Source organism: Rhizobium sp. AG855, assembly GCF_003610655.1.
Taxonomy (GTDB): domain Bacteria; phylum Pseudomonadota; class Alphaproteobacteria; order Rhizobiales; family Rhizobiaceae; genus Allorhizobium; species Allorhizobium wuzhouense.
In genome coordinates, this window is record NZ_RAQG01000003.1 from 706821 (window position 1) to 727302 (window position 20482).

18 protein-coding genes and 1 pseudogene are annotated in these 20482 nt (G+C 62.4%); 14 read left to right on the forward strand and 5 right to left on the reverse strand.

Translation table 11 applies throughout. The annotated features are described in order from the left end of the window. Nucleotides 1-88 precede the first annotated feature (88 nt). From DFO46_RS03400 to DFO46_RS03420, 5 genes are all read right to left on the reverse strand, one after another. Nucleotides 89-1012: a response regulator transcription factor gene (locus DFO46_RS03400; RefSeq protein WP_120276329.1), complete on the reverse strand. Its 924-nt coding sequence runs from the start codon at nt 1010-1012 to the stop codon at nt 89-91. Then, a complete protein-coding gene (locus DFO46_RS03405; protein ID WP_120276330.1) occupies nt 1005-4388 on the reverse strand; it encodes an ATP-binding protein in 3384 nt (1127 codons plus the stop codon). The genes DFO46_RS03400 and DFO46_RS03405 overlap by 8 nt, the downstream gene beginning before the upstream one ends. Nucleotides 4389-4490: 102 nt before the next feature. Continuing rightward, the gene (locus DFO46_RS03410) at nt 4491-4949 is read right to left on the reverse strand and encodes a DUF5680 domain-containing protein (RefSeq protein ID WP_120276331.1); all 459 of its coding nucleotides are present in this window, start codon (nt 4947-4949) and stop codon (nt 4491-4493) included. Between the two features lie 107 nt (nt 4950-5056). Continuing rightward, on the reverse strand, nt 5057-7600 hold the full coding sequence (locus tag DFO46_RS03415; protein ID WP_120276332.1) for an HWE histidine kinase domain-containing protein: 2544 nt from the start codon (nt 7598-7600) through the stop codon (nt 5057-5059). Continuing rightward, nucleotides 7557-8117, reverse strand: a complete 561-nt coding sequence (locus DFO46_RS03420; protein ID WP_245408911.1) for a biliverdin-producing heme oxygenase — start codon at nt 8115-8117, stop codon at nt 7557-7559. The genes DFO46_RS03415 and DFO46_RS03420 overlap by 44 nt, the downstream gene beginning before the upstream one ends. 273 nt (nt 8118-8390) lie before the next feature. Between DFO46_RS03420 and urtA the strand changes: the two genes are divergently transcribed. The 14 genes and pseudogenes from urtA (at nt 8391) to DFO46_RS03495 (ending at nt 20418) form a co-directional block, all read left to right on the forward strand. Then, nucleotides 8391-9680, forward strand: a complete 1290-nt coding sequence (gene urtA, locus DFO46_RS03425) for an urea ABC transporter substrate-binding protein (RefSeq protein ID WP_120276333.1) — start codon at nt 8391-8393, stop codon at nt 9678-9680. 241 nt (nt 9681-9921) lie between these two features. Beyond that, complete coding sequence (urtB, locus tag DFO46_RS03430; protein WP_120276334.1) at nt 9922-11526, forward strand: urea ABC transporter permease subunit UrtB; 1605 nt, start codon at nt 9922-9924, stop codon at nt 11524-11526. After that, nucleotides 11523-12593: pseudogene (gene urtC, locus DFO46_RS03435) on the forward strand (urea ABC transporter permease subunit UrtC); the annotation flags it as partial. The gene urtB and the pseudogene urtC, both read left to right, overlap by 4 nt. Nucleotides 12594-12696: 103 nt before the next feature. Next, nucleotides 12697-13452 carry an urea ABC transporter ATP-binding protein UrtD gene (urtD, locus tag DFO46_RS03440; protein WP_120276336.1) on the forward strand — a complete coding sequence of 252 codons (756 nt, stop codon included), beginning with the start codon at nt 12697-12699 and terminating at the stop codon, nt 13450-13452. 217 nt (nt 13453-13669) lie between these two features. Continuing rightward, nucleotides 13670-14365, forward strand: a complete 696-nt coding sequence (gene urtE / locus DFO46_RS03450; protein ID WP_110791896.1) for an urea ABC transporter ATP-binding subunit UrtE — start codon at nt 13670-13672, stop codon at nt 14363-14365. Nucleotides 14366-14462: 97 nt separating this feature from the next. Next, nucleotides 14463-15590: a PHB depolymerase family esterase gene (locus tag DFO46_RS03455; RefSeq protein ID WP_120276338.1), complete on the forward strand. Its 1128-nt coding sequence runs from the start codon at nt 14463-14465 to the stop codon at nt 15588-15590. Beyond that, nucleotides 15533-16351, forward strand: coding sequence for an urease accessory protein UreD (locus DFO46_RS03460; RefSeq protein ID WP_120276339.1), 819 nt, complete (start codon nt 15533-15535; stop codon nt 16349-16351). The genes DFO46_RS03455 and DFO46_RS03460 overlap by 58 nt, the downstream gene beginning before the upstream one ends. Before the next feature lie 21 nt (nt 16352-16372). Continuing rightward, complete coding sequence (locus DFO46_RS03465; protein WP_062279689.1) at nt 16373-16675, forward strand: urease subunit gamma; 303 nt, start codon at nt 16373-16375, stop codon at nt 16673-16675. Between the two features lie 11 nt (nt 16676-16686). Further along, the gene (locus DFO46_RS03470; RefSeq protein WP_120276340.1) at nt 16687-16941 is read left to right on the forward strand and encodes a DUF1272 domain-containing protein; all 255 of its coding nucleotides are present in this window, start codon (nt 16687-16689) and stop codon (nt 16939-16941) included. Between the two features lie 20 nt (nt 16942-16961). Then, nucleotides 16962-17267: an urease subunit beta gene (locus DFO46_RS03475; RefSeq protein ID WP_120276341.1), complete on the forward strand. Its 306-nt coding sequence runs from the start codon at nt 16962-16964 to the stop codon at nt 17265-17267. 18 nt (nt 17268-17285) lie between these two features. After that, entirely contained in the window at nt 17286-17720 is a 435-nt protein-coding gene (locus DFO46_RS03480; protein WP_245422503.1) for a lysozyme inhibitor LprI family protein, read from the forward strand. Nucleotides 17721-17753: 33 nt separating this feature from the next. Then, complete coding sequence (locus DFO46_RS03485; RefSeq protein ID WP_245422504.1) at nt 17754-18383, forward strand: Urease operon accessory protein; 630 nt, start codon at nt 17754-17756, stop codon at nt 18381-18383. Between the two features lie 5 nt (nt 18384-18388). Then, entirely contained in the window at nt 18389-20101 is a 1713-nt protein-coding gene (ureC, locus tag DFO46_RS03490) for an urease subunit alpha (protein ID WP_120276343.1), read from the forward strand. A gap of 74 nt (nt 20102-20175) precedes the next feature. Continuing rightward, nucleotides 20176-20418 carry a hypothetical protein gene (locus DFO46_RS03495; RefSeq protein WP_210210619.1) on the forward strand — a complete coding sequence of 81 codons (243 nt, stop codon included), beginning with the start codon at nt 20176-20178 and terminating at the stop codon, nt 20416-20418. Nucleotides 20419-20482: the final 64 nt, after the last annotated feature.

A 20482-nucleotide genomic window follows, 5' to 3' on the forward strand; every position in this document is an offset into this window, starting at 1 on the left:
CCTACACTTTGGAGCTTGCAGCGCTGCGTTGGCTATCGGATTTTTACTGCCTACTGCCTACTGCCTACTGCCTACTGCCTACTGCCTTTCACGTCTCGCGCAGCACATGGGCGGCCTTCACTGCGGCCGAGGCGCGGTTTTCGACGCCGAGTTTCGAATAGATCTGCTCGAGGTGCTTGTTCACTGTACGCGAGGAGAGGCCGAGAATTTCGCCGATGTCGCGATTGGCCTTGCCCTTGGCGATCCAGAGCAGGACCTCGCTTTCGCGGTGGGTGAGGCCGAAGCGTTCGCGCAGCATTTCGTCCTCGCTCTGGCGATGGGCCGAGGTCAGGCGGAAGAGATATTCGTCCGTGCCGATGGTGCCGAGCAGGGAGAGGGTCAGCGGCAGGCCCGATGTGCCGGGGAAGGGGAAGCTGGCGTCGCCCGTCTGGGCAGCGCCACTGCGTCTGGCCGAGAGCCAGGCAGCTGCGGCCCTTGCGACGGCGTTGATGCCGTCGGCATGGCCGGTGGCGGTTTCGATCAGGCGATTGGCCTGGGGGGTGGTCCAGTGAACCTGTCCATCGCCCCGGATCGCCAGCAGGTGGCGGCCGGCGGCGTCGAGGGCGACGCGGGCGCTCTGGGCCGAGCGGGCGTTGGACAGATGGACGCGGATGCGGGCGCGCAATTCGTCGATGTTGATCGGCTTGGTCAGATAATCGACGCCGCCGGATTCCAGTGCCTTCACCACATGTTCGGTTTCGGTCAGCCCCGTCATGAAGATGACCGGGACCTGGGCGACGACCGGATCGGCCTTCAGTGCACGGCAGGTCTCGAAGCCGTCCATGCCGGGCATCACGGCATCGAGCAGGATGAGGTCCGGGCTGATGCGGGCGACGATCGAGAGCGCCGCGTGACCGGATGTCGCGATCAGCACGGAATAGCCGGAGGCTTCCAGGGCTTCGGTCAGGAAACCGAGCGCATCGGGGCTGTCGTCGACGAGGAGAACGATATCGCGCCTGGTGGCCTCAGCCATGCATGGCCTCCCTGTCGGTTTCGAAGGCGGTGAGAAAGCTGCGCAGGCCGGCAAGGTCGAAGGCCTGCACATGGGCGCGGGCGGTGTCGACAAAGGCTGCGTGGCTCCCCAGTCCCGCCAGTTCGGCAAGCTTGGCCTCGATGCCGCGGATATAGCCGATGTCGCAAAGGCTGATCAATTCCTCCAGATGGGCGCTTCCGGGCGATACAGGTTTTTGTGGCTGAAGCGCCGGCTGCAGCAGGCGCGGGTCGTCGGCATAGATCCAGTCGAGGCCGAGGAAGCGGGCAAGCTTGTCGCGCAGGCGCGAGATGTCGACCGGCTTGGTGATCGCGTCATCATGGCCTTCGCCACCGGGGGCGGGAGCATCGCCGACATTGGCCGAGAGCATCAGGATCGGCGCCTTCTGGCCGGCATCGCGCAGCTTTTCCACCAGCTGCCAGCCGTTCATGCCGGGCATGGCGATGTCGACGAGGAAGAGGTCGGGTTTCACGCCCTGAATGAGCGTCAGGCATTCCGGTCCGCCAGCTGCGGTCAGCACGACGAAGTCGAGCGGGGCCAGCACCTCGCGCATCAGGTCGCGGTGATCCTCGTTGTCGTCGACGACGACGATGGTGCGGCGTGGGCCGGTATAGGAGACGATCTTACGTTCCGGGGCAGGGGCGGTGTTCGGCCGGTCGATGGCCGAGAGCATCAGGCGGATCTTGAAGGTCGAGCCCTTGTCGCGCTCGCTGGTCACCGAGATTTCGCCTCCCAGCGTCTGGGTGAGCAGCTTGGTGATGGTGAGGCCTAGGCCGAGCCCCGGTTGCGGGCGGATATTGTCGGCCTCGCCGCGCTGGAAGGGTTCGTAGATGCGGGTGAGGTCCTTTTCCGCGATGCCACGGCCGGTGTCACTGACCGTGAAGGTGGCGACCTGGCTGCGATAGTCGACCGTGAAGCGGATCGTGCCCTCGTCGGTGAACTTGATGGCATTGGACAGGAGATTGACGAGGATTTGGCGGATGCGGCGCTCGTCGGTGCGCACATAGAGCGGCAGGTTGCGGGAGCGCTGGTGTTCGAAGAGGATGCCCTTGGCAGCCGCTTGGGGGGCGAACATGTCGATGAGCTGGTCGAGGAAATCCTGGATATTGACCTCATTGGAGAAGACCTGCAGGCGGCCGGCCTCGATCTTGGAGATGTCCAGCAGGCCGTCGATCAGGCCCGACAGGTGATCGGCGGAGCGGCGGATGACCTTGATCGCCGACTGGCGCGGCACGGGAATCGTCTCGTCGCGCTCGAGGATCTGGGCGTAACCCAGCACGGCATTGAGCGGCGTGCGCAATTCGTGGCTGAGTCCGACCACATAGCGGCTCTTGGCGCGGTTGGCGGCCTCCGCGGTTTCCTTGGCATTCTGCAGAGCCGCGTCGGTCTTGCGGTGGGCGGCGATTTCCTTGAGCAGAAGCGTGTTCTGGCGCGAGGATTCCTCCTCGGCGACCAGCCGGCTGTCATGGGCGAGCACATAGAACCACGAGACGATGCCGGCGATGATGGCGAAGATGAAGAAGACGACCAGCACCGTGCGGTCGACAACCTCGGTCATTTCAGGGGTCGCGACATTCACCTGGTGGGCGATCAGCGCGAGGATCGCGCCGATCAACGAGATCGAGGCCATGGCGGTCAGCGCGTAGCGGCCAAGCCGGGTGGAGAATTTTTGGAGCAGCACGTCCGGCAGGACGGTGCGGGCGACCGCTCCCGCTTGGGCGTTGATCTTCGCATGCGGCTTGCACATGTCGTGGCAGCGGCTGTCGAGCGTGCAGCACAGCGAACAGATCGGGGCGGCATAGGCCGGGCACCAGGCCATGTCTTCCGGCTCGAAAGGGTGCTCGCAGACCGAGCAGGTGATGCCGGTCAGGTTCTTCCAGCTGTGGCGGGGCTTGCGGGCGAGATAGAACTTGCCCTTCGTTCCCCAGGCGATCAGAGGCGAAATCAGAAAGGCCACAAGGGTGACATAGGTCGACAGCGAGGCCATCAGGGCGCCGAAGGTGCCGAAATGGGCGGCCAGCGCCAGGCTCGCCGAGAGCAGCATCGTGCCGCAGCCGACCGGGTTGATGTCGTAGAGATGGGCGCGCTTGAACTCGATGCCGGGGGGCGACAGGCCGAGGTTCTTGTTGACGAAGAGATCGGCTGAGATCGCGCAGAGCCAGCTCATGGCGATGATCGAGAAGATGCCGAGCGTCTCCTCCAGCAGGCCGTAGATGCCGAGTTCCATCAGGAGGAGGGCGATGGCGACGTTGAAAACGAGCCAGACGACGCGGCCCGGATGGCTGTGGGTCAGGCGCGAGAAGAAGTTCGACCAAGCGAGCGAGCCGGCATAGGCGTTCATCACGTTGATCTTCAGCTGCGAGATGACCACGAAGGCAGCCATCATCATCAGGGCTGCCGTCTGGTTGGGGATCATGTAGCCGAAAGCGGCAACATACATATGCGCCGGATCGGCGGCTTCCCCGAAGGGGACACCCGTCGAGAGGGTCAAGACGGCGAGGAAGGAGCCGGCCAGCAGTTTTGGCACGCCAAGCACCACCCAGCCCGCTCCCGCCAGGAAAATCGCGACGCGATGGTGCAGCTTGCGGGCTCCCTCCGGCGGGAGGAAGCGCAGGAAATCGACCTGTTCGCCGATTTGCGGCATCAGCGCCAGGATGACTGCGGAGGCGGCGCCGAATTCCAGCAGGTCGAACGGTGCGGCGCCGCCCAGATGGGCGTTCGAATGGCCGATGCCGGCAAAGGCGCGCCAGAGGTCGATCTTCTCCCAGTCGAGAAAGGCGATGAAGACGAAGGGCAGGATGTTGAGCACGATCCAGACCGGCTGGGTGAGCAGCTGGAATTTCGAGATCATGCGGATGCCGTAGGTGACGAGCGGGAGAACGACAACGGCGGAGACGATATAGCCGAGCCAAAGCGGTATGCCGAAGGCAAGCTCCAGCGCCTTGGTCATGATCGACGCCTCGATGGCGAAGAGCATGAAGGTGAAGCTTGCATAGATCAGCGACGTGATGGTTGAGCCGATATAGCCGAAACCGGCGCCTCGCGTCAGGAGGTCAATGTCGACGCCGTGGCGGATCGCGTAGCGGCTGATCGGCACTCCGACCAGAAGCATGAGGATCGCAGCCACCACGATGGCGAAGAAGGCATTGGTGGTGCCGTAAGCCAGCGTGATCGTGCCGCCGATCGCTTCCAGTGCCAGGAAGGAGATCGCGCCGATCGCCGTCTGGGAAATACGGCTCGATGAGAATTTTCGGGCGCTCTTGGCGGTGAAGCGGAGCGCATAGTCTTCCAGCGTCTGGTTGGCGACCCAACGATTGTATTCACGGCGGACAGGAATGATGCGTTGGCGTGCCGGCATGCCTAATTTCTAGCGCTTGTTTGGAGGTGATGCAGCTTTAGGCATTTTCACGGGATTGCGCAGAATAGCAAGGGCACTGAAGGAATGGCGAGCGCCAGGGCTCTATGGCTTTATCAGCCCGCCATGGTAATCCAGCTGGTAGGCGAGGCGCCCGTCGACAAGGATGCGCTCGACGCCCTGAAAACCTGCGAGGCTGCCGACGGATTCGTCGACATACTCGCCCAGCGGATGCTGAAAGCTGAACCCGCCGAGAAAGCGGTTCTCAAGGTAGAGAGCGCTGAGCGCTCTCTGGATGACGGTGCCGGCCCGCTCCCCGTCGATCCGTTCCGGATCCAGAATGCGTCCATAATAGTTCATGGCCCAGATCGGTTCGCCGTTCTTCCAGACCACCTCCTGGCCGATAAAGTCCGTGCCGCCGTAATAGGCGTCGAGATAGCGGAAGGGGCCGCGCGCATAAGTCAGTTCATGCGCCGCCATGCGGGAAGAGATTGGTTCCTTCGCCTTGCCGCCCATGTAGCTTGCCGCCTTTGCTTCGACGATGAATTGTTCGAGTGCACGCATTCTCGTCTCCCTTATGGAACATAAAGAGAACGTACGATGCGTGAAAACGCCGTGCAACCCTGTTTTTAAAGGGGGTGCAGCAGAAACCACTGTCGGTCAGGGGGCAATCACCTGCCTTGGAGGCGGTCGGACAAGGCCTTCAACAGGGCCACGGAATCATAGGGTTTTCTGACCACCGGCACGTCGGCAAAGCCTTCCGGAACGATCGAGCGGTCGTCATATCCCGTGGCGAAGACGAAGGGGATGCCAAGGCGCGCCAATTCCTCGGCAACGGGTACGGAGGTGTCGCGGCCGAGATTGATGTCGAGAATGGCAATGGCCGGACGGAAGGATTTGAGCCTGTTCAAAGCGTCTGTGCTGGAGCTTGCCGTCACGACGTTTTCGATCCCGGCGTCTGCCAGCATCATTTCGGCGTCCATGGCGATCAGCACCTGGTCTTCGACCAGAAGCACGGGAAGGCCTGCCTGAAGCGGCTGGCTCTGCCCTGTCGGCTGGGCGTCTTGCACGGGCGGCAGCTCCTCGGCGATCGCAGGGGTCTCCCAACTGAGGAAACGGCCGGGAATGCAGAATTCCGCGGCCAGACCCTCCGGTTTATAGTCGAGATGGCTAGTGCCGCCTAGATCGTAGGGGATGCTGCGCTCAATGAGCGCGGTGCCGAAGCCTTTGCGTCCAATCGGGCCGATCGCTGGACCGCCGCTCTCGTTCCACCGGATCAGACAGTCGTCGTCCGCTGTCCGCTGCCATTCCACGGTCAGTGCGCCGCCAGGACGCGACAGCGCGCCATACTTGGCGGCATTGGTGCAGAGCTCGTGGATGACGAGGGCTGCCACCGCATGGGCGCGGGCGTCGAGCGTGACGGTGCCGCCGGTCAGTGTCAGCGTGTTGAGCCCCGCGCGATAGGGCAGAAGCTCTGCCTGCAGCAGGTCCGACAGAGAGCCGCCGCCGCCGCCGCGCGTCAGTTGATCATGGGCGTGGGAGAGGGCGTGAATGCGGCCGCGCAGAGAGCCGATATAATGTTCGATCGGCACTTCTTCCTGGCCGGGGGCTGCCACAAGCGACTTGATCACCGCAAGGATGTTCTTGACGCGGTGGTTCAGTTCCTCGTTCAGCATGCGCTGGCGGATGTCGGCCTTGCTGCGCTCTTCCTGCATCAGCTCGTTGTGGCGCAATACGATCTCGACCGTCGCCGAGCGGATCGCTTCGGCGATTTCGAAATCGGCCTCGCGCCATCCCTCGGCCTGATGGCGCACGGTTTCCTTCCAGATGGCGAAGCTCTTGCGCGGCGTCAGCCGATCACCGAGCGGCCCCACCTCGTAGGTCTTTTCCGGATTGCCGGCCCAGTTGAGGGTCTGCAGGCGCTCCTTGCGGAAGAAGAAGAGGTAGTCGCGGGGGATCTGTGACAGGGGAACGGAGAGCACGCCTGAGACGACCTCCGGGTAATCGGCCTCGGGGAAATCGGTGGAGAGGGATTTTGTCCCCCAGATCCGCCCTTCCGAGTTCCTGCTGACGAAAGCGGCCAAGGCCTCTTCCTCGCCTTGCGGCGGCACGGTGCCGATGGCTGTCCAGCGGTCCTTCATCCAAAGACCGACACCATCGCAGGCGAGCAGCTTCTGAAACTCCGGCAGGGCGCTTGCCAGGATCTGGTCGACATCCGTCTGATGCGATGCCGACTGGAGGAAGCGGTCGAGCGCCCGACGGGCTTCGGTGGTAATGTCGAGCTTGCGCTTCTGGCGAAGCGACAGGAGATGCAGCGAAAAGAATTCGCCGAACATTTCCGCAGCGATCCGCTCCGACATGGTCAGTGTCTTCGGCGCGTAGTGATGGCAGGCGATCAGGCCCCAAAGCTTGTCGTCGACGATGATCGAGATCGACATGGAGGCCGCCACGCCCATGTTGCGCAAATATTCGCAATGGATCGGTGAGACGCTGCGCAAATGGGCAAAGGAGAGATCCAGCGGCTGCCTTGCCTCGTCGTCTTGCGGCAGCAGGGGAACGCGGGTGCCGCTGGCGTCGGAGATGACCCGGATCGGATTCTGCATATAGAGAATGCGGGCCTGGCGGGGAATGTCGCTCGCGGGAAAATACTGGCCGAGAAAGCTTTCAAGATCGGCCCGCTTGGCCTCGCTCGCGACCTTGCCGGACCCATCGTCCTCGAAGCGGTAGATCATCACCCGGTCATAACCCAGCACCGTGCGAACCAGTTTGGCGGAGGACGAAATCAGAAGGTCGATGTCGGCGATGTCCTTCACCCGGCCGATCATTTCGCGCGCGAGCTGGAGCGGCTGGGTGCGACGCAGAGAAGGCTCGAATTCGAGGATCGCGCCGTCCTGCTGGCGGTGAACGGCGATGTCGAAGTGATCGCCGTTGGGAAGGCGCAGATGCGCGATGACGGCGGGGCGGCTCGCATCCGGTGCCTGGGCGATGGCGTTGCGCAGATCGTGGGTCGCGTCTTCGCCCAGCAGATCGGCGACCTGGCGTCCCTTCAGCTCACCTTCGGTGCGCAGCATGCTCGTGGCGTTGGCGGAATAACGGCGGATGACGGTAACGCCTGGGTCACAGGCGAGAAGACATCCATGAGGCTGGATGCTGCCGGGTATGTGGATCGGTTCACGGTCGCAATTGGACAAGTCGACGGTGGAGGCGGTGAGCATTCATGGCACTTTCGAAGGCGTTGCGGGCATAGTCGAAGGCGGTGTCGGCCCAAGTGGAAGCGGCCCGTTCGTCGTACACACACACGTTCTCCATACGCGCCGAGAACGCGCGCCAGCTTGAAAAGTTCCGTGCCTGCGCAAAAAGATGACGGGCTCCCCTTTGCTCGGTAAAGCCGATGGCTTCCGCCCGCTTGGCAAGAAGGCGGGCGCCGAGCGCCGAGCCTTCCAGCACATAGAGAAGTCCGATCAGACCGTCGCCATCCGGCAGCTCCAGCGGCGGCAGGTCCGTGGGCAAGGGGATGTCGAGATCCTGCAGGTCGGCGAGAAGGTCTTCGCCATAGAGGCCCGGTTGCCAATCCCCGAAGCCGGGCGGCAAGGGCTGCGTTGCAAGCCACGCCTCCACCGGCAGCCGGAAGCGCGCCATGCCGTCGAGATAGCGGGCATAGGAGGCCGGCGTGTCGAAACTGCCGATCATCGTATCGAGCGCGTGATGTGCCTCGGCGGTGCTTGTTTTCAAACCCAACCGCCTGGGGGAGAGATCCATGGTTCGTCTTTCGCTGTTCAATTCTATCCTAATGGTATGCCATGACGAATGACAAGCTGTGCGCCGATGGGCCTCCACATATCTAAACGGAGGAGCGATCCACCCGAAGGCCTCTTCCCCCTTTACCCCCCTGACCTACGTCAAACGACGTATACGGTTTTGCGGCGCAGCATCCGATAGTCCCCTCCAGCAACGGTTAAATTTCATTAACCGACCGGTTGCGACCAAGAAGAGGGGATCACAACAATGTCCATGAAGATGAAACTGACAGGCGCGCTTCTCGGCGCCATGCTGTCGACGACCGCCTTTAACGGCGCGTTCGCCGCAGACGACACCATCAAGATCGGCGTTCTCCATTCGCTGTCGGGCACGATGGCGATCTCGGAAACGACGCTGAAAGACGCCATGCTGATGCTCATCGACGAGCAGAACAAGAAGGGTGGCGTTCTCGGCAAGCAGCTCGAAGCCGTCGTGGTCGATCCGGCCTCCGACTGGCCGCTCTTCGCCGAAAAGGCCCGCGAACTGATTTCCAAGGACAAGGTCGCTGCCGTCTTCGGTTGCTGGACCTCGTCGTCGCGCAAGTCCGTTCTGCCTGTATTCGAAGAGCTGAACTCCATTCTCTTCTATCCGGTTCAGTACGAGGGGGAAGAGTCCTCGCGCAACATCTTCTACACGGGTGCCGCTCCGAACCAGCAGGCGATCCCGGCCGTCGATTACCTGGCTGAAAACGAAGGCGTTGAGCGCTGGGTTCTCGCCGGTACCGACTATGTCTATCCGCAGACGACCAACAAGATCCTCAAAGCCTATCTGATGTCCAAGGGCGTTGCCGAAGAAGACATCATGATCAACTACACGCCGTTCGGTCATTCCGACTGGCAGACCATCGTTTCCGACATCAAGAAGTTCGGTTCGGCCGGCAAGAAGACCGCCGTCGTTTCGACCATCAATGGTGACGCGAACGTTCCGTTCTACAAGGAACTGGGCAACCAGGGCATCAAGGCCGAAGACATCCCGGTCGTCGCCTTCTCCGTCGGTGAAGAAGAACTCGCCGGCCTCGACACGACCCCGCTGGTCGGTCACCTCGCTGCCTGGAACTACTTCCAGTCCGTCGATGCGCCCGTCAATGCCGAGTTCATCAAGACCTGGCATGCCTTCACCAAGAACGACAAGCGCGTGACCAACGACCCGATGGAAGCTGCCTATATCGGTTTCAACGCCTGGGTGAAGGCCGTCGAGGCTGCCGGCACCACCGACACCGACGCCGTTCTCGACTCGATCATCGGCGTTGCCGTGCCGAACCTCTCGGGTGGCTATTCGACCGTCATGCCGAACCACCACATCACCAAGCCGGTCCTGATCGGTGAAATCCAGGCCGACGGCCAGTTCGAAATCGTCCAGCAGACCCCGTCCGTCGTCGGTGACGAATGGTCGGATTACCTGCCAGATAGCAAGGACCTCATCTCCGATTGGCGCAAGCCGATGGAATGCGGCAACTTCAACGTTGCCACCGGCAAGTGCGGCGGCAAGGGCAGCTGATCGGCTTTCCTCCACCTCCCCCTTGAGGGGGAGGTCATCGCGTAAGCGATGGGTGGGGGTGATCTCGTGCACAGCGTCACCCCACCCCGAACCTTCGGTTCGACCCTCCCCCTCAAGGGGAGGGTGTTCGCGGAACGCCCACAGCGGAACACTTCTTCTCCCCGTTCACGGGGAGAAGGTGCCGGCAGGCGGATGAGGGGCTTGTCTAGCTCCGCCGCCCCGCCAACCGGGGGACAACAGAATGCTGATCCGTTTTTTCACACTCGCCTTCCTATTCCTTTCTCTCGCCGCGCCATCCTTCGCGCAGAGCGATCCGCGCGATCTCCTGAACGCGCTCGGAAAGGCTAATTTCAAACAGGCCGAAGAACTGCTCGGGCAGATCGCGGCGACTGCGGACGCCCGCGTCGTACCGGCGCTCGAAGCCTTTGCCGAGGGTGACCTTTATGTCCGCAAGTCGGACAATCAGGTCTTCATCACCAAACCTGCCGGCAGCAATCTCGTCGCGATCGATCCGCTTACGGGCGAGGCGGTTGGGGAGGAGCCGAAGGGCGCCTTCACCAAGATCAAGGTCAACAATACGCTGCGCCGGGCGATCCGCTCGGCGCTTGGCGGGTTGACGTTGCTCAGCTCCGATCGCAGCGTGCGGCTGGCCGCCGCCCAGGCGGTTCTGCAGTCGCCGAGTGCGGAAAACCTGGCCTTGATCGAAACCGCCCTGGCTTCCGAGGCGGACTCAGAGGTCAAGGCGCGCATGGAAGAGGCGCGGGCCGTGTCGGTGCTTGCCTCCGACCGTTCGGCCGACGACAAGCGCGCCGCGATCGCAACCGTCGCCTCGCTCGGTGGACGCGAGGCGGTCGGTATCCTGATGTCGGTCTCCGGCACCATCGACGAAAGCCTGAAACCCGATCTCGACAAGGCGATCGCCAAGATCGAGAGCGGCCTCATGTTCTGGGATATGGGGCAGAACGTCTGGTACGGAATTTCCCTCGGCTCGGTGCTGCTGCTCGCGGCCATCGGCCTTGCCATCACCTTCGGGGTCATGGGCATCATCAACATGGCGCATGGCGAGATGGTGATGATCGGGGCCTATTCCACCTTCGTGGTGCAGCAGGTGATCCGCACCCATTATCCTCATCTCTTCGACTGGTCGCTGACCATCGCGCTGCCGGTTGCTTTCCTGGTCACCGCCGCTGTCGGCCTCGTCATCGAGCGCGGCGTGATCCGTTTCCTCTATGGCCGGCCGCTCGAAACGCTGCTCGCCACCTGGGGCATTTCGCTGATCCTGCAGCAGACGATCCGGACGATCTTCGGCCCGACCAACCAGGAGGTCGGCAATCCCTCCTGGATGTCCGGCTCGTTTGCGCTGGGTGGTCTCACCATCACCTGGAACCGCATGTGGATCGTGCTCTTCTCGCTCACCATCTTCTTTGCGCTGCTGACACTGATGAAGCGTTCCGCCTTCGGGTTGCAGATGCGCGCCGTGACGCAGAACCGCCGCATGGCCTCGTCCATGGGCATTCGAACACCCTGGGTCGATGCCTTCACATTCGCGCTCGGCTCGGGCATTGCCGGGATCGCCGGTGTGGCGCTCAGCCAGATCGACAACGTCTCGCCGAACCTTGGCCAGTCCTACATCATCGACAGTTTCATGGTCGTGGTCTTTGGCGGCGTCGGCAATCTCTGGGGTACCTTTGTCGGCGCCTTGTCGCTCGGCATCCTCAACAAGTTCCTCGAACCCTCGGTCGGGGCGGTGCTCGGCAAGATCCTCGTGCTCGTCCTCATCATTCTCTTCATTCAGAAACGACCGCGCGGGCTCTTCGCGCTCAAGGGAAGGGCGGTGGAAGCATGATCAGCGGCTTCATCCTGCGCGCACTCGACGGAAAAATCGTCATCGCCATCGGTGTCCTCCTCGGCTTTGCCCTCTTGGTGCCGGCACTCAACCTGCTGACGCCGCCCGACAGCGCACTGCATGTTCCAACCTATGTGGTGTCGCTGCTCGGCAAATATCTCTGCTACGCGCTCCTGGCGCTCGCACTCGATCTCGTCTGGGGCTATTGCGGCATCCTCTCGCTCGGCCATGGCGCCTTCTTTGCGCTCGGCGGTTATGCCATGGGCATGTATCTGATGCGCCAGATCGGCAGCCGAGGCGTCTATGGTGATCCCATTCTGCCAGACTTCATGGTCTTCCTGAACTGGAAGGAACTGCCGTGGTTCTGGCATGGGATGAATTATTTCCCCGTTGCCATGGCCATGGTGCTGCTCGTGCCCGGCCTGCTTGCCTTCGTCTTCGGCTGGTTTGCCTTCCGCTCCCGCGTCAACGGCGTCTATCTCTCGATCATCACCCAGGCGATGACCTATGCGCTGCTCTTGGCCTTCTTCCGCAACGACATGGGTTTCGGCGGCAATAACGGGCTGACCGACTACAAGGAAATCCTCGGCTTCAACGTGCAGGCGGATGGTACCCGTGCCGTACTCTTTGCATTGTCGGCGGTTTTCCTGGCTCTCTGCCTTCTGATTGCATCGGCGATCACGCGCTCGAAATTCGGCAAGGTACTGGTCGGGGTACGCGACGCGGAAAGCCGCGTGCGCTTCCTCGGATACCGTGTCGAGAACATCAAGCTCTTCACCTTCGTCGTCTCGGCGATGATGGCGGGCATTGCCGGTGCGCTCTTCGTGCCGCAGGTCGGCATCATCAATCCCGGCGAATTCGCACCGGCCAACTCCATCGAAGTCGTCGTCTGGACGGCGGTCGGCGGGCGCGGCACGTTGATCGGGCCGATCATCGGGGCGATCCTCGTCAATGTCGGCAAAAGCTACTTTACCGGCGCCTTCCCCGATCTCTGGCTGTTTGCTCTCGGCGGTCTCTTCATCTTCGTCACGCTCTTCCTGCCCAAGGGCATTGTCGGCACCGTCCAGGCCACTCTCGCCAAGCGCAAGGACTATGCCCGCGAGGCAGACAAGGATGCGGCGAACAGCGACCTGAAACCCGAACCGGCCACGGTGGCTGCGGAGTGATGTGATGAGCGACAAGACCACGTCCAGCCTGCTCTATCTCAACGGCGTGTCCGTTTCCTTCGACGGCTTCAAGGCGCTGAATTCGCTGTCCTTCATCGTCGAGCCCGGTGAGCTTCGTGCGATCATCGGCCCGAACGGCGCCGGCAAGACGACGATGATGGACATCATCACGGGCAAGACCCGGCCTGACAGCGGGGATGTGTTCTTCGACGGTGGCAAGATCGACCTGACGAAGAAGGACGAGGCGGAGATCGCCCAGCTCGGGATCGGCAGAAAATTCCAGAAGCCGACGGTGTTTGAAAGCCATACCGTCTGGGACAATCTGGAACTGGCGCTGAACCGCAAGCGCGGGGTGTTTGCCACGCTGTTCTACAGCCTGTCGTCCGAGGACAAGGCGCGCATCGAGGAGATCCTCGAGACGGTTCGCCTGACCCACCGCAAGGACGAGCTGGCCGCCAATCTCTCCCATGGCCAGAAGCAGTGGCTGGAGATCGGCATGCTGCTGGCGCAGGAGCCGAAGCTTCTGCTGGTCGACGAGCCGGTGGCCGGCATGACCGATGCCGAGACTGCGGAGACGGCCATTCTGCTGAAAGAAATCGCCAAGACCCGCTCGGTGGTCGTTGTCGAGCATGACATGGGTTTCATCCGTGACCTCGGGGTGAAGGTGACGTGTCTGGCGGAAGGTTCTGTTCTGGCCGAGGGATCGATCGATTTCGTCTCGAATGACCAGAAGGTCATCGAGAATTATCTGGGGCGGTGAGGATGAGCGCAGTTTTCGTGATACCCCCCTCTGCCCTGCCGGGCATCTCCCCCACAAGGGGGGAGAGCGGCACGCCGCTGACCGCTCGCCTCCCTGCAAGCGTTCAGATTATCGCGGGGTCGGCCGGCTGGCTCCACTCTCCCCCCTTGTGGGGGAGATGTCACGCAGTGACAGAGGGGGGTAACCCCTCGCACCAACCGAGCGAGGAACCCGCATCATGCTGACAGTCGAAAACGTCAATCTCCATTACGGCGCCGCTCAAGCTCTCCGAGGCGTTTCCATCAATGCCGAGATGGGCAAGATTACCTGCGTGCTTGGCCGCAACGGCGTCGGCAAGTCGTCGCTGTTGCGCGCCATCACCGGCCAGCATGCGGTGTCGGCTGGCACGATCACTTTCAACGGTACCAAGCTCAACGGCATGGCGCCGTTCAACCGGGCGCGGACGGGCGTCGGTTATGTGCCGCAGGGGCGCGAGATCTTTCCGCTGCTGACGGTCAAGGAAAACCTCGAAACCGGCTATGCGCCGCTGGAGCGCAAGGACCGGTTCATTCCGGATGATATCTTCAGCCTCTTTCCGGTGCTGGACACAATGTTGTCGCGGCGCGGGGGTGACTTGTCGGGTGGGCAGCAGCAGCAGCTCGCGATCGGCCGGGCCATGGTGACGCGGCCGAAAATCCTGGTGCTGGACGAACCAACCGAGGGCATCCAGCCGTCGATCATCAAGGATATCGGCCGGGCGATCCGTTACCTGCGCGACACGACCGGCATGGCGATCCTGCTGGTCGAGCAATATCTCGATTTCTGCCGCGAGCTGGCCGATCACGTTTACATCATGGATCGTGGCGAGATCGTGCATCAGGGGGCGGCGGAGACGCTGGATACGCCGGAGGCGCGGCGCCACCTGACCGTATGATTTTGCAAGACAGGGTTGATGATTTATTAGCGAAGTCGGGTTGATGCTGGGGACACGCGTGGTATTGAACGCGCATCTGCAAACAGAAGGCACATCCATGACATCCAGCACGGTTCTTCACCGCGCTCGGGCGAGCATAGTGGCTCGTGCGGTCGCGGGGCTCTTTCTCTTCGGCTTCTCGGCGGTTGGTGCCGAAGCCGCCAGCTGCGGCACGGCGGTCCAGCCCGGACAGCACAGCCTGACCTTCCAGTCCGGTGGCGTGACGCGCGAGGCGGTCTATGTCATTCCCTCTTCCTATACGGGGAAGAAGAAGGTTCCGCTGGTCCTCGACTTCCACGGCTCGAACAGCAATCCCTCTGTGCAGATGAAGCGCAGCCACTGGGATGAAGTGGCGGAACGCGAGGGTTTCGTCGTGATGGCGCTGGCCGGCAGCCTGAAGGGTGAGTTGCCGAATACCCATGCGTGGAACGTGCCGGGTGTGACTCAGGGCGAGGGCGCGGATGAATCCGTCGCCATCCGCGATGCGGTGAAGCTTGCCAAGGATACGCTCTGCATCGACTCCACGAAGGTCTATGCCTCCGGCTATTCCGGTGGCGGGCGCATGCTGTCGCAATATATCTGCAACGGCTACGGTGATTTTGCCGCTGCCGGTTTCGTTATGGGGCTTCGCGCGGGAACGCCGGTCGAGGAAAACGGCGTGTGGCGACCGCGGCGCGCGAGCTGCCAGCCCAGCCGACCGGTCTCGATTATTGCCTTCTCGGGCATGAAGGATCACGTCAATCCGTTCGACGGCGGCGGCAAGGCCTATTGGCGCTATGGCGGCGAAGTGGCGCTCAATCGCTGGGCGGAGCTCAACGGCTGCGCGACGCGGCCGCAGACGGAGACCGGGACGTCGGCCGACGTCTCGCGTTATCTCGGCTGCCGGGCCGGCACCAGCGTCATCTCCTATGTGATCGCCAATGCCGATCACGCCTGGCCGGCGCGCACAGTTCTGTTCCAGTTGGCATCGGCCGGCGACAAGGCGATCCGCGAGGTTGATGCGACCGACAGAATGTGGGACTTCTTCCGCACATCTGGCGGAGAGATGATGGCCGGAAATGCTGTCGGGGCCTCCTGCGCCGATGGCCAGACAACCGCCTCGATCGAGAATGGCGGGCAGGGGAAAACGTGCAAACAATCAAGCACACACGACAACAGCGTGCCCGTGGTATCGGGCGACTTGTAACCAAGTCGCTCGGCGGTCGCACACGCATCGCCGAGCTTTACCAGGAGGGGGCGGCGAAGATCCGACTGCCCGAGAGTTTTACCGATGAGTTGGAGGCGGTGACGATCAACACCGCCGGCGGCATTACCGGCGGTGATGAATTCGACTGGCATTTTCGCGCCGGCCCCGGCTGTTTCGTCACCGCGACGACTCAGGCCTGCGAAAAGATCTACAAGGCTTCTGTCGGAACCGGCCAGATCACCAGCCGGATCGATGTCGGGGCAGGGGCCAAGTTTCACTGGCTGCCGCAGGAAAGCATCCTTTTCGACAATGCCTCGCTCACCCGACGGCTGGAGGTCAATCTCGCTGATGACGCCGAATTCCTCGCCGTCGAGGCGATCCTGCTCGGCCGCAAGGCCATGGGCGAGGCGATGACTGCAGGTCTCGTGCGCGACCGCTGGCGGATCCGCCGCGAGGGGACGCTGCTGCATGCCGAAGACCTGAAGCTCGAGGGCGATGTCGCGGGTCTGACCGCCCATCCGGGCGTGTTGGCCGGCCGGGTCGCCTTTGCCACGCTCATCCATGTCAGTCCGCGCGCGGAAGGGCTGGTCAGCCCAATTCGTGGGCTGATTGGTGAAGAAATGGGCGGGGTAAGTTATTGGCAAGGCAAGCTTGTTGCCCGCGTTTCGGCGCCTGATGGTTTTGCCTTGCGAAAAATCCTCATCCCGATCATTTCGGCCTTGCGCGGGGGCGCGTCTGTGCCAAAAGTCTGGACTCTCTGACGACACCTGATTGGAGCACGCATGAACCTGACGCCGCGGGAAAAGGACAAACTGCTGATCGCCATGGCCGCCATCGTCGCGCGGCGCCGGCTGGAGCGGGGCGTCAAGCTCAACTATCCGGAAGCGATCGCGCTGATTTCCGATTTCGTCGTTGAAGGCGCGCGCGATGGCCGCAGCGTTGCCGACCTGATGGAGGCAGGCGCCCATGTCATCACCCGCGACCAGGTGATGGAAGGCATCGCCGAGATGATCCACGACGTGCAGGTCGAGGCGACGTTCCCGGACGGGACGAAGCTTGTGACCGTTCACGAACCGATCCGCTGAGGAACACGCTCATGGCGCTGGAGCTTCGACCGAACTGCGAATGCTGCGACAAGGACCTGCCGCCGGAGAGCCTGGCTATGATCTGCAGCTTCGAATGCACCTATTGCGCCGAGTGCACGGAGACCACGCTGGCCGGCACCTGCCCGAATTGCGGCGGTGAGCTGGTGCGCCGGCCAATCCGCCCGGCCGCCAAGCTCGCCAACAATCCGGCGTCGACCAAACGCATTCTCAAAGCCGAGGGCTGCCAGCCTTCGCGCGCCGCTTGAACCCGCTGAAGGAGCGATTCATGATCCCCGGTGAAATCATTGCAGCCGCAGGCGAAATCGAACTGAATGCCGGCCATCCCACGGTGACGCTTGAGGTGTCGAACAGCGGCGATCGGCCGGTGCAGGTCGGCAGCCATTATCATTTCTACGAGACCAATGCCGGGCTGATCTTCGAGCGCGACCAGGCGCGCGGCATGCGGCTCGATATTCCCGCAGGCACCGCCGTGCGCTTTGAGCCCGGGCAGACCCGTCAGGTGACGCTGATCCCGCTGTCGGGCAAGCGCGAGGTCTATGGTTTCCGCCAGCAGGTCATGGGCGGCCTCTGACGTGACGGATCGGGGGGAATGGTCATGGTGCGTGCGATGAACTGGGGCGTGATCCTGATGCTGTGTGGCTGCGTATTGTTGCAAGACGCGCCGGCCTCGGGTGAGGACGTGCGGGACGTCGATTGCAACAATGCCCAGACCCAGGCCGACATGAACCAGTGTGCGGCCGAGGACTATCGAAAAGCCGATGCCGCAATGAATGCCCAATGGGCCGAGACACGCGCCGCCATGCTGGCATGGGACAAGGCGACGCCGCCTTCGGACGACAATGGCGCAGCCAAGCGGCTTCTGGCTTCGCAGCGCGCCTGGCTCGCCTATCGCGATGCCGCCTGCGATGTCGAAGGTTACTCGGTTGAAGGTGGTTCCATGCAGCCGTTGATGATCTCTTCGTGCCTTGCGGAACTGACGAAACGCCGCACGGAAGAGCTGAAGTCATTGGTCGGGCTCTATTGAGGGTGTGAGACCATGGCTCGGGCACGACAGATCATGATCGTCGGCAATGGACCGGTGGATGATGGAGTGGATGTCCTGATCGACTCCGGCGATCTCGTCATCCGTTTCAACGGCAGCCGCAATTTCGGCGCCGCGGGCCGCAAGACCGATGTGATCGCGGTGTGCAATACGGGCCGCCCGGGGGCTGCCATGGTGGCCGATCCGGCCTGGCGCAACAGCGAGGCCGTGAGCGGCACTGCAGAGATCTGGTCGGTGCGTGATCCCGGCAAGTTTGCCGAACTCAAGCCTCAGCTCGCGATCACCCATCCCGAACTCGACGATTTCTGCGACGACTATACCGATGGTTTCGCGACCTTCGCGGCAGCCAACGGCAAACAGCATCGGATCATCACGCGCGCCGCACATGACGCGCTCGATGCCGAACTGATGGCGCTCGACGCGGAACCTTACGTCGTACCGTCGAGCGGCATGGTGGTGGTGCATGCGATCCTCTCCGATCCCGGCTATGCCGACGACACGGTCATCCTAGCCGGTTTCGGCCATGCCGGCTGGGGCGGGCATCCTTTCGCCGCCGAACGCCGGTTGACAGACAAGCATATCGCCAGCGGCCGCGTGATGCGGCTGCAACCCCTCTTCACACACGCCCTCTCCCAAGGAGCCTGAGACCCATGTCCTTCAAGATGTCCCGCGCCGCCTATGCCTCGATGTTCGGTCCGACCACGGGCGACAAGGTGCGTCTTGCTGATACGGAATTGTTCATCGAGGTGGAGAAGGATTTCACCACCTATGGCGAAGAGGTGAAGTTCGGCGGCGGCAAGGTCATCCGCGACGGCATGGGCCAGAGCCAGGTGACGCGGGCGAATGGTGCGGTCGATACCGTCATCACCAATGCGGTCATCGTCGACCACTGGGGCATCGTGAAGGCCGATATCGGCCTGAAGGACGGACGCATCGTTGCGATCGGCAAAGCCGGCAATCCGGATACCCAGCCGGATGTCAACATCATCGTCGGCCCCGGCACGGAGGCGATTGCCGGCGAAGGCAAGATCGTGACGGCCGGCGGCATGGATGCGCATATCCACTTCATCTGCCCGCAGCAGATCGAGGAGGCGCTGATGTCGGGCCTCACCTGCATGCTGGGCGGCGGTACGGGCCCTGCGCATGGCACGCTTGCCACCACCTGCACGCCCGGTCCCTGGCACCTGGCGCGGATGATCGAGGCGGCAGACGCTTTCCCGATGAACCTTGCCTTTGCCGGCAAGGGCAATGCCTCGCTGCCGGGCGCGCTTGAGGAAATGGTGCTGGCGGGGGCGACATCGCTGAAGCTGCATGAGGACTGGGGCACGACGCCCGGCGCCATCGACTGCTGCCTGTCGGTTGCCGACCAGTATGACGTGCAGGTGATGATCCACACCGATACGCTGAACGAATCTGGCTTCGTCGAAGACACGATCGGCGCGATCAAGGGCCGCACCATTCATGCCTTCCATACGGAAGGGGCAGGCGGCGGGCATGCGCCTGACATCATCAAGATCTGCGGCCAGTTGAACGTCATTCCGTCCTCGACCAATCCGACGCGGCCTTACACGGTCAATACGATCGCCGAGCATCTGGATATGCTGATGGTCTGCCATCACCTGTCCTCGTCGATCCCCGAGGATATCGCCTTTGCCGAAAGCCGTATCCGCAAGGAAACGATCGCGGCCGAAGACATCCTGCACGATATCGGCGCCTTCTCGATCATCTCGTCCGACAGCCAGGCCATGGGCCGCGTCGGCGAAGTCGCGATCCGCACCTGGCAGACGGCCGACAAGATGAAGCGCCAGCGCGGGCGTCTGGCCCAGGAAACCGGCGAGAACGACAATTTCCGCGTCAAGCGCTACATCGCCAAGTATACGATCAACCCGGCGATTGCCCATGGTCTGTCCCACGAGATCGGCTCGGTCGAAATCGGCAAACGCGCCGACCTCGTGATCTGGAACCCGGCCTTCTTCGGCGTGAAGCCCGACATGGTGCTGCTCGGCGGCATGATTGCGGCAGCCCCGATGGGCGACCCGAACGCCTCGATCCCGACGCCGCAGCCGGTGCATTACCGGCCGATGTTCGGCTCCTTCGGCAAGGCGCGAACCAACACGTCCGTCACTTTCGTCAGCCAGGCAGCGCTCGACGGTGGGCTTGCCAACCGGCTCGGCACCGCCAAGCAGATGGTTGCGGTCAAGAACACGCGTGGCGGCATCTCGAAGAAGTCGATGATCCACAATGATCTGACGCCGCATATCGAGGTTGATCCGGAAACCTATGAAGTGCGCGCAGACGGGGAACTCCTGACCTGTGAACCGGCGACCAAGCTGCCGATGGCGCAGCGGTATTTCCTGTTCTGATCGGGCTCAGGCGACTGGATTGCCGGTTTTGCGGTTTGGTGTACACTGACGGCGCGGACCGATGGGTGGGCACCATGGCTGAAGACGTGAATAATCTGGTGCTGGAGCATTTGCGGGCCATCCGCACGGAAATTCGCGACCTGCGTGACACACTGATGGACCACGGGCATCGGTTTATCCGGATTGAGATCGGCCTTGCCGGACTTCGGCGCGACCAGAGTACGGATGCGACCGGTGTCGCCGAGATGGGGCTGAGGATCGATCGTTTGACGGAAAAGGTCCAGCGTATCGAACACCGCCTCGATCTTGCCGATTGAGTGATCCAGTCAATTTTCGTTTTTCTTTTGGTTGAAGCCGGATTTGCCGACCATATCCCAGGGC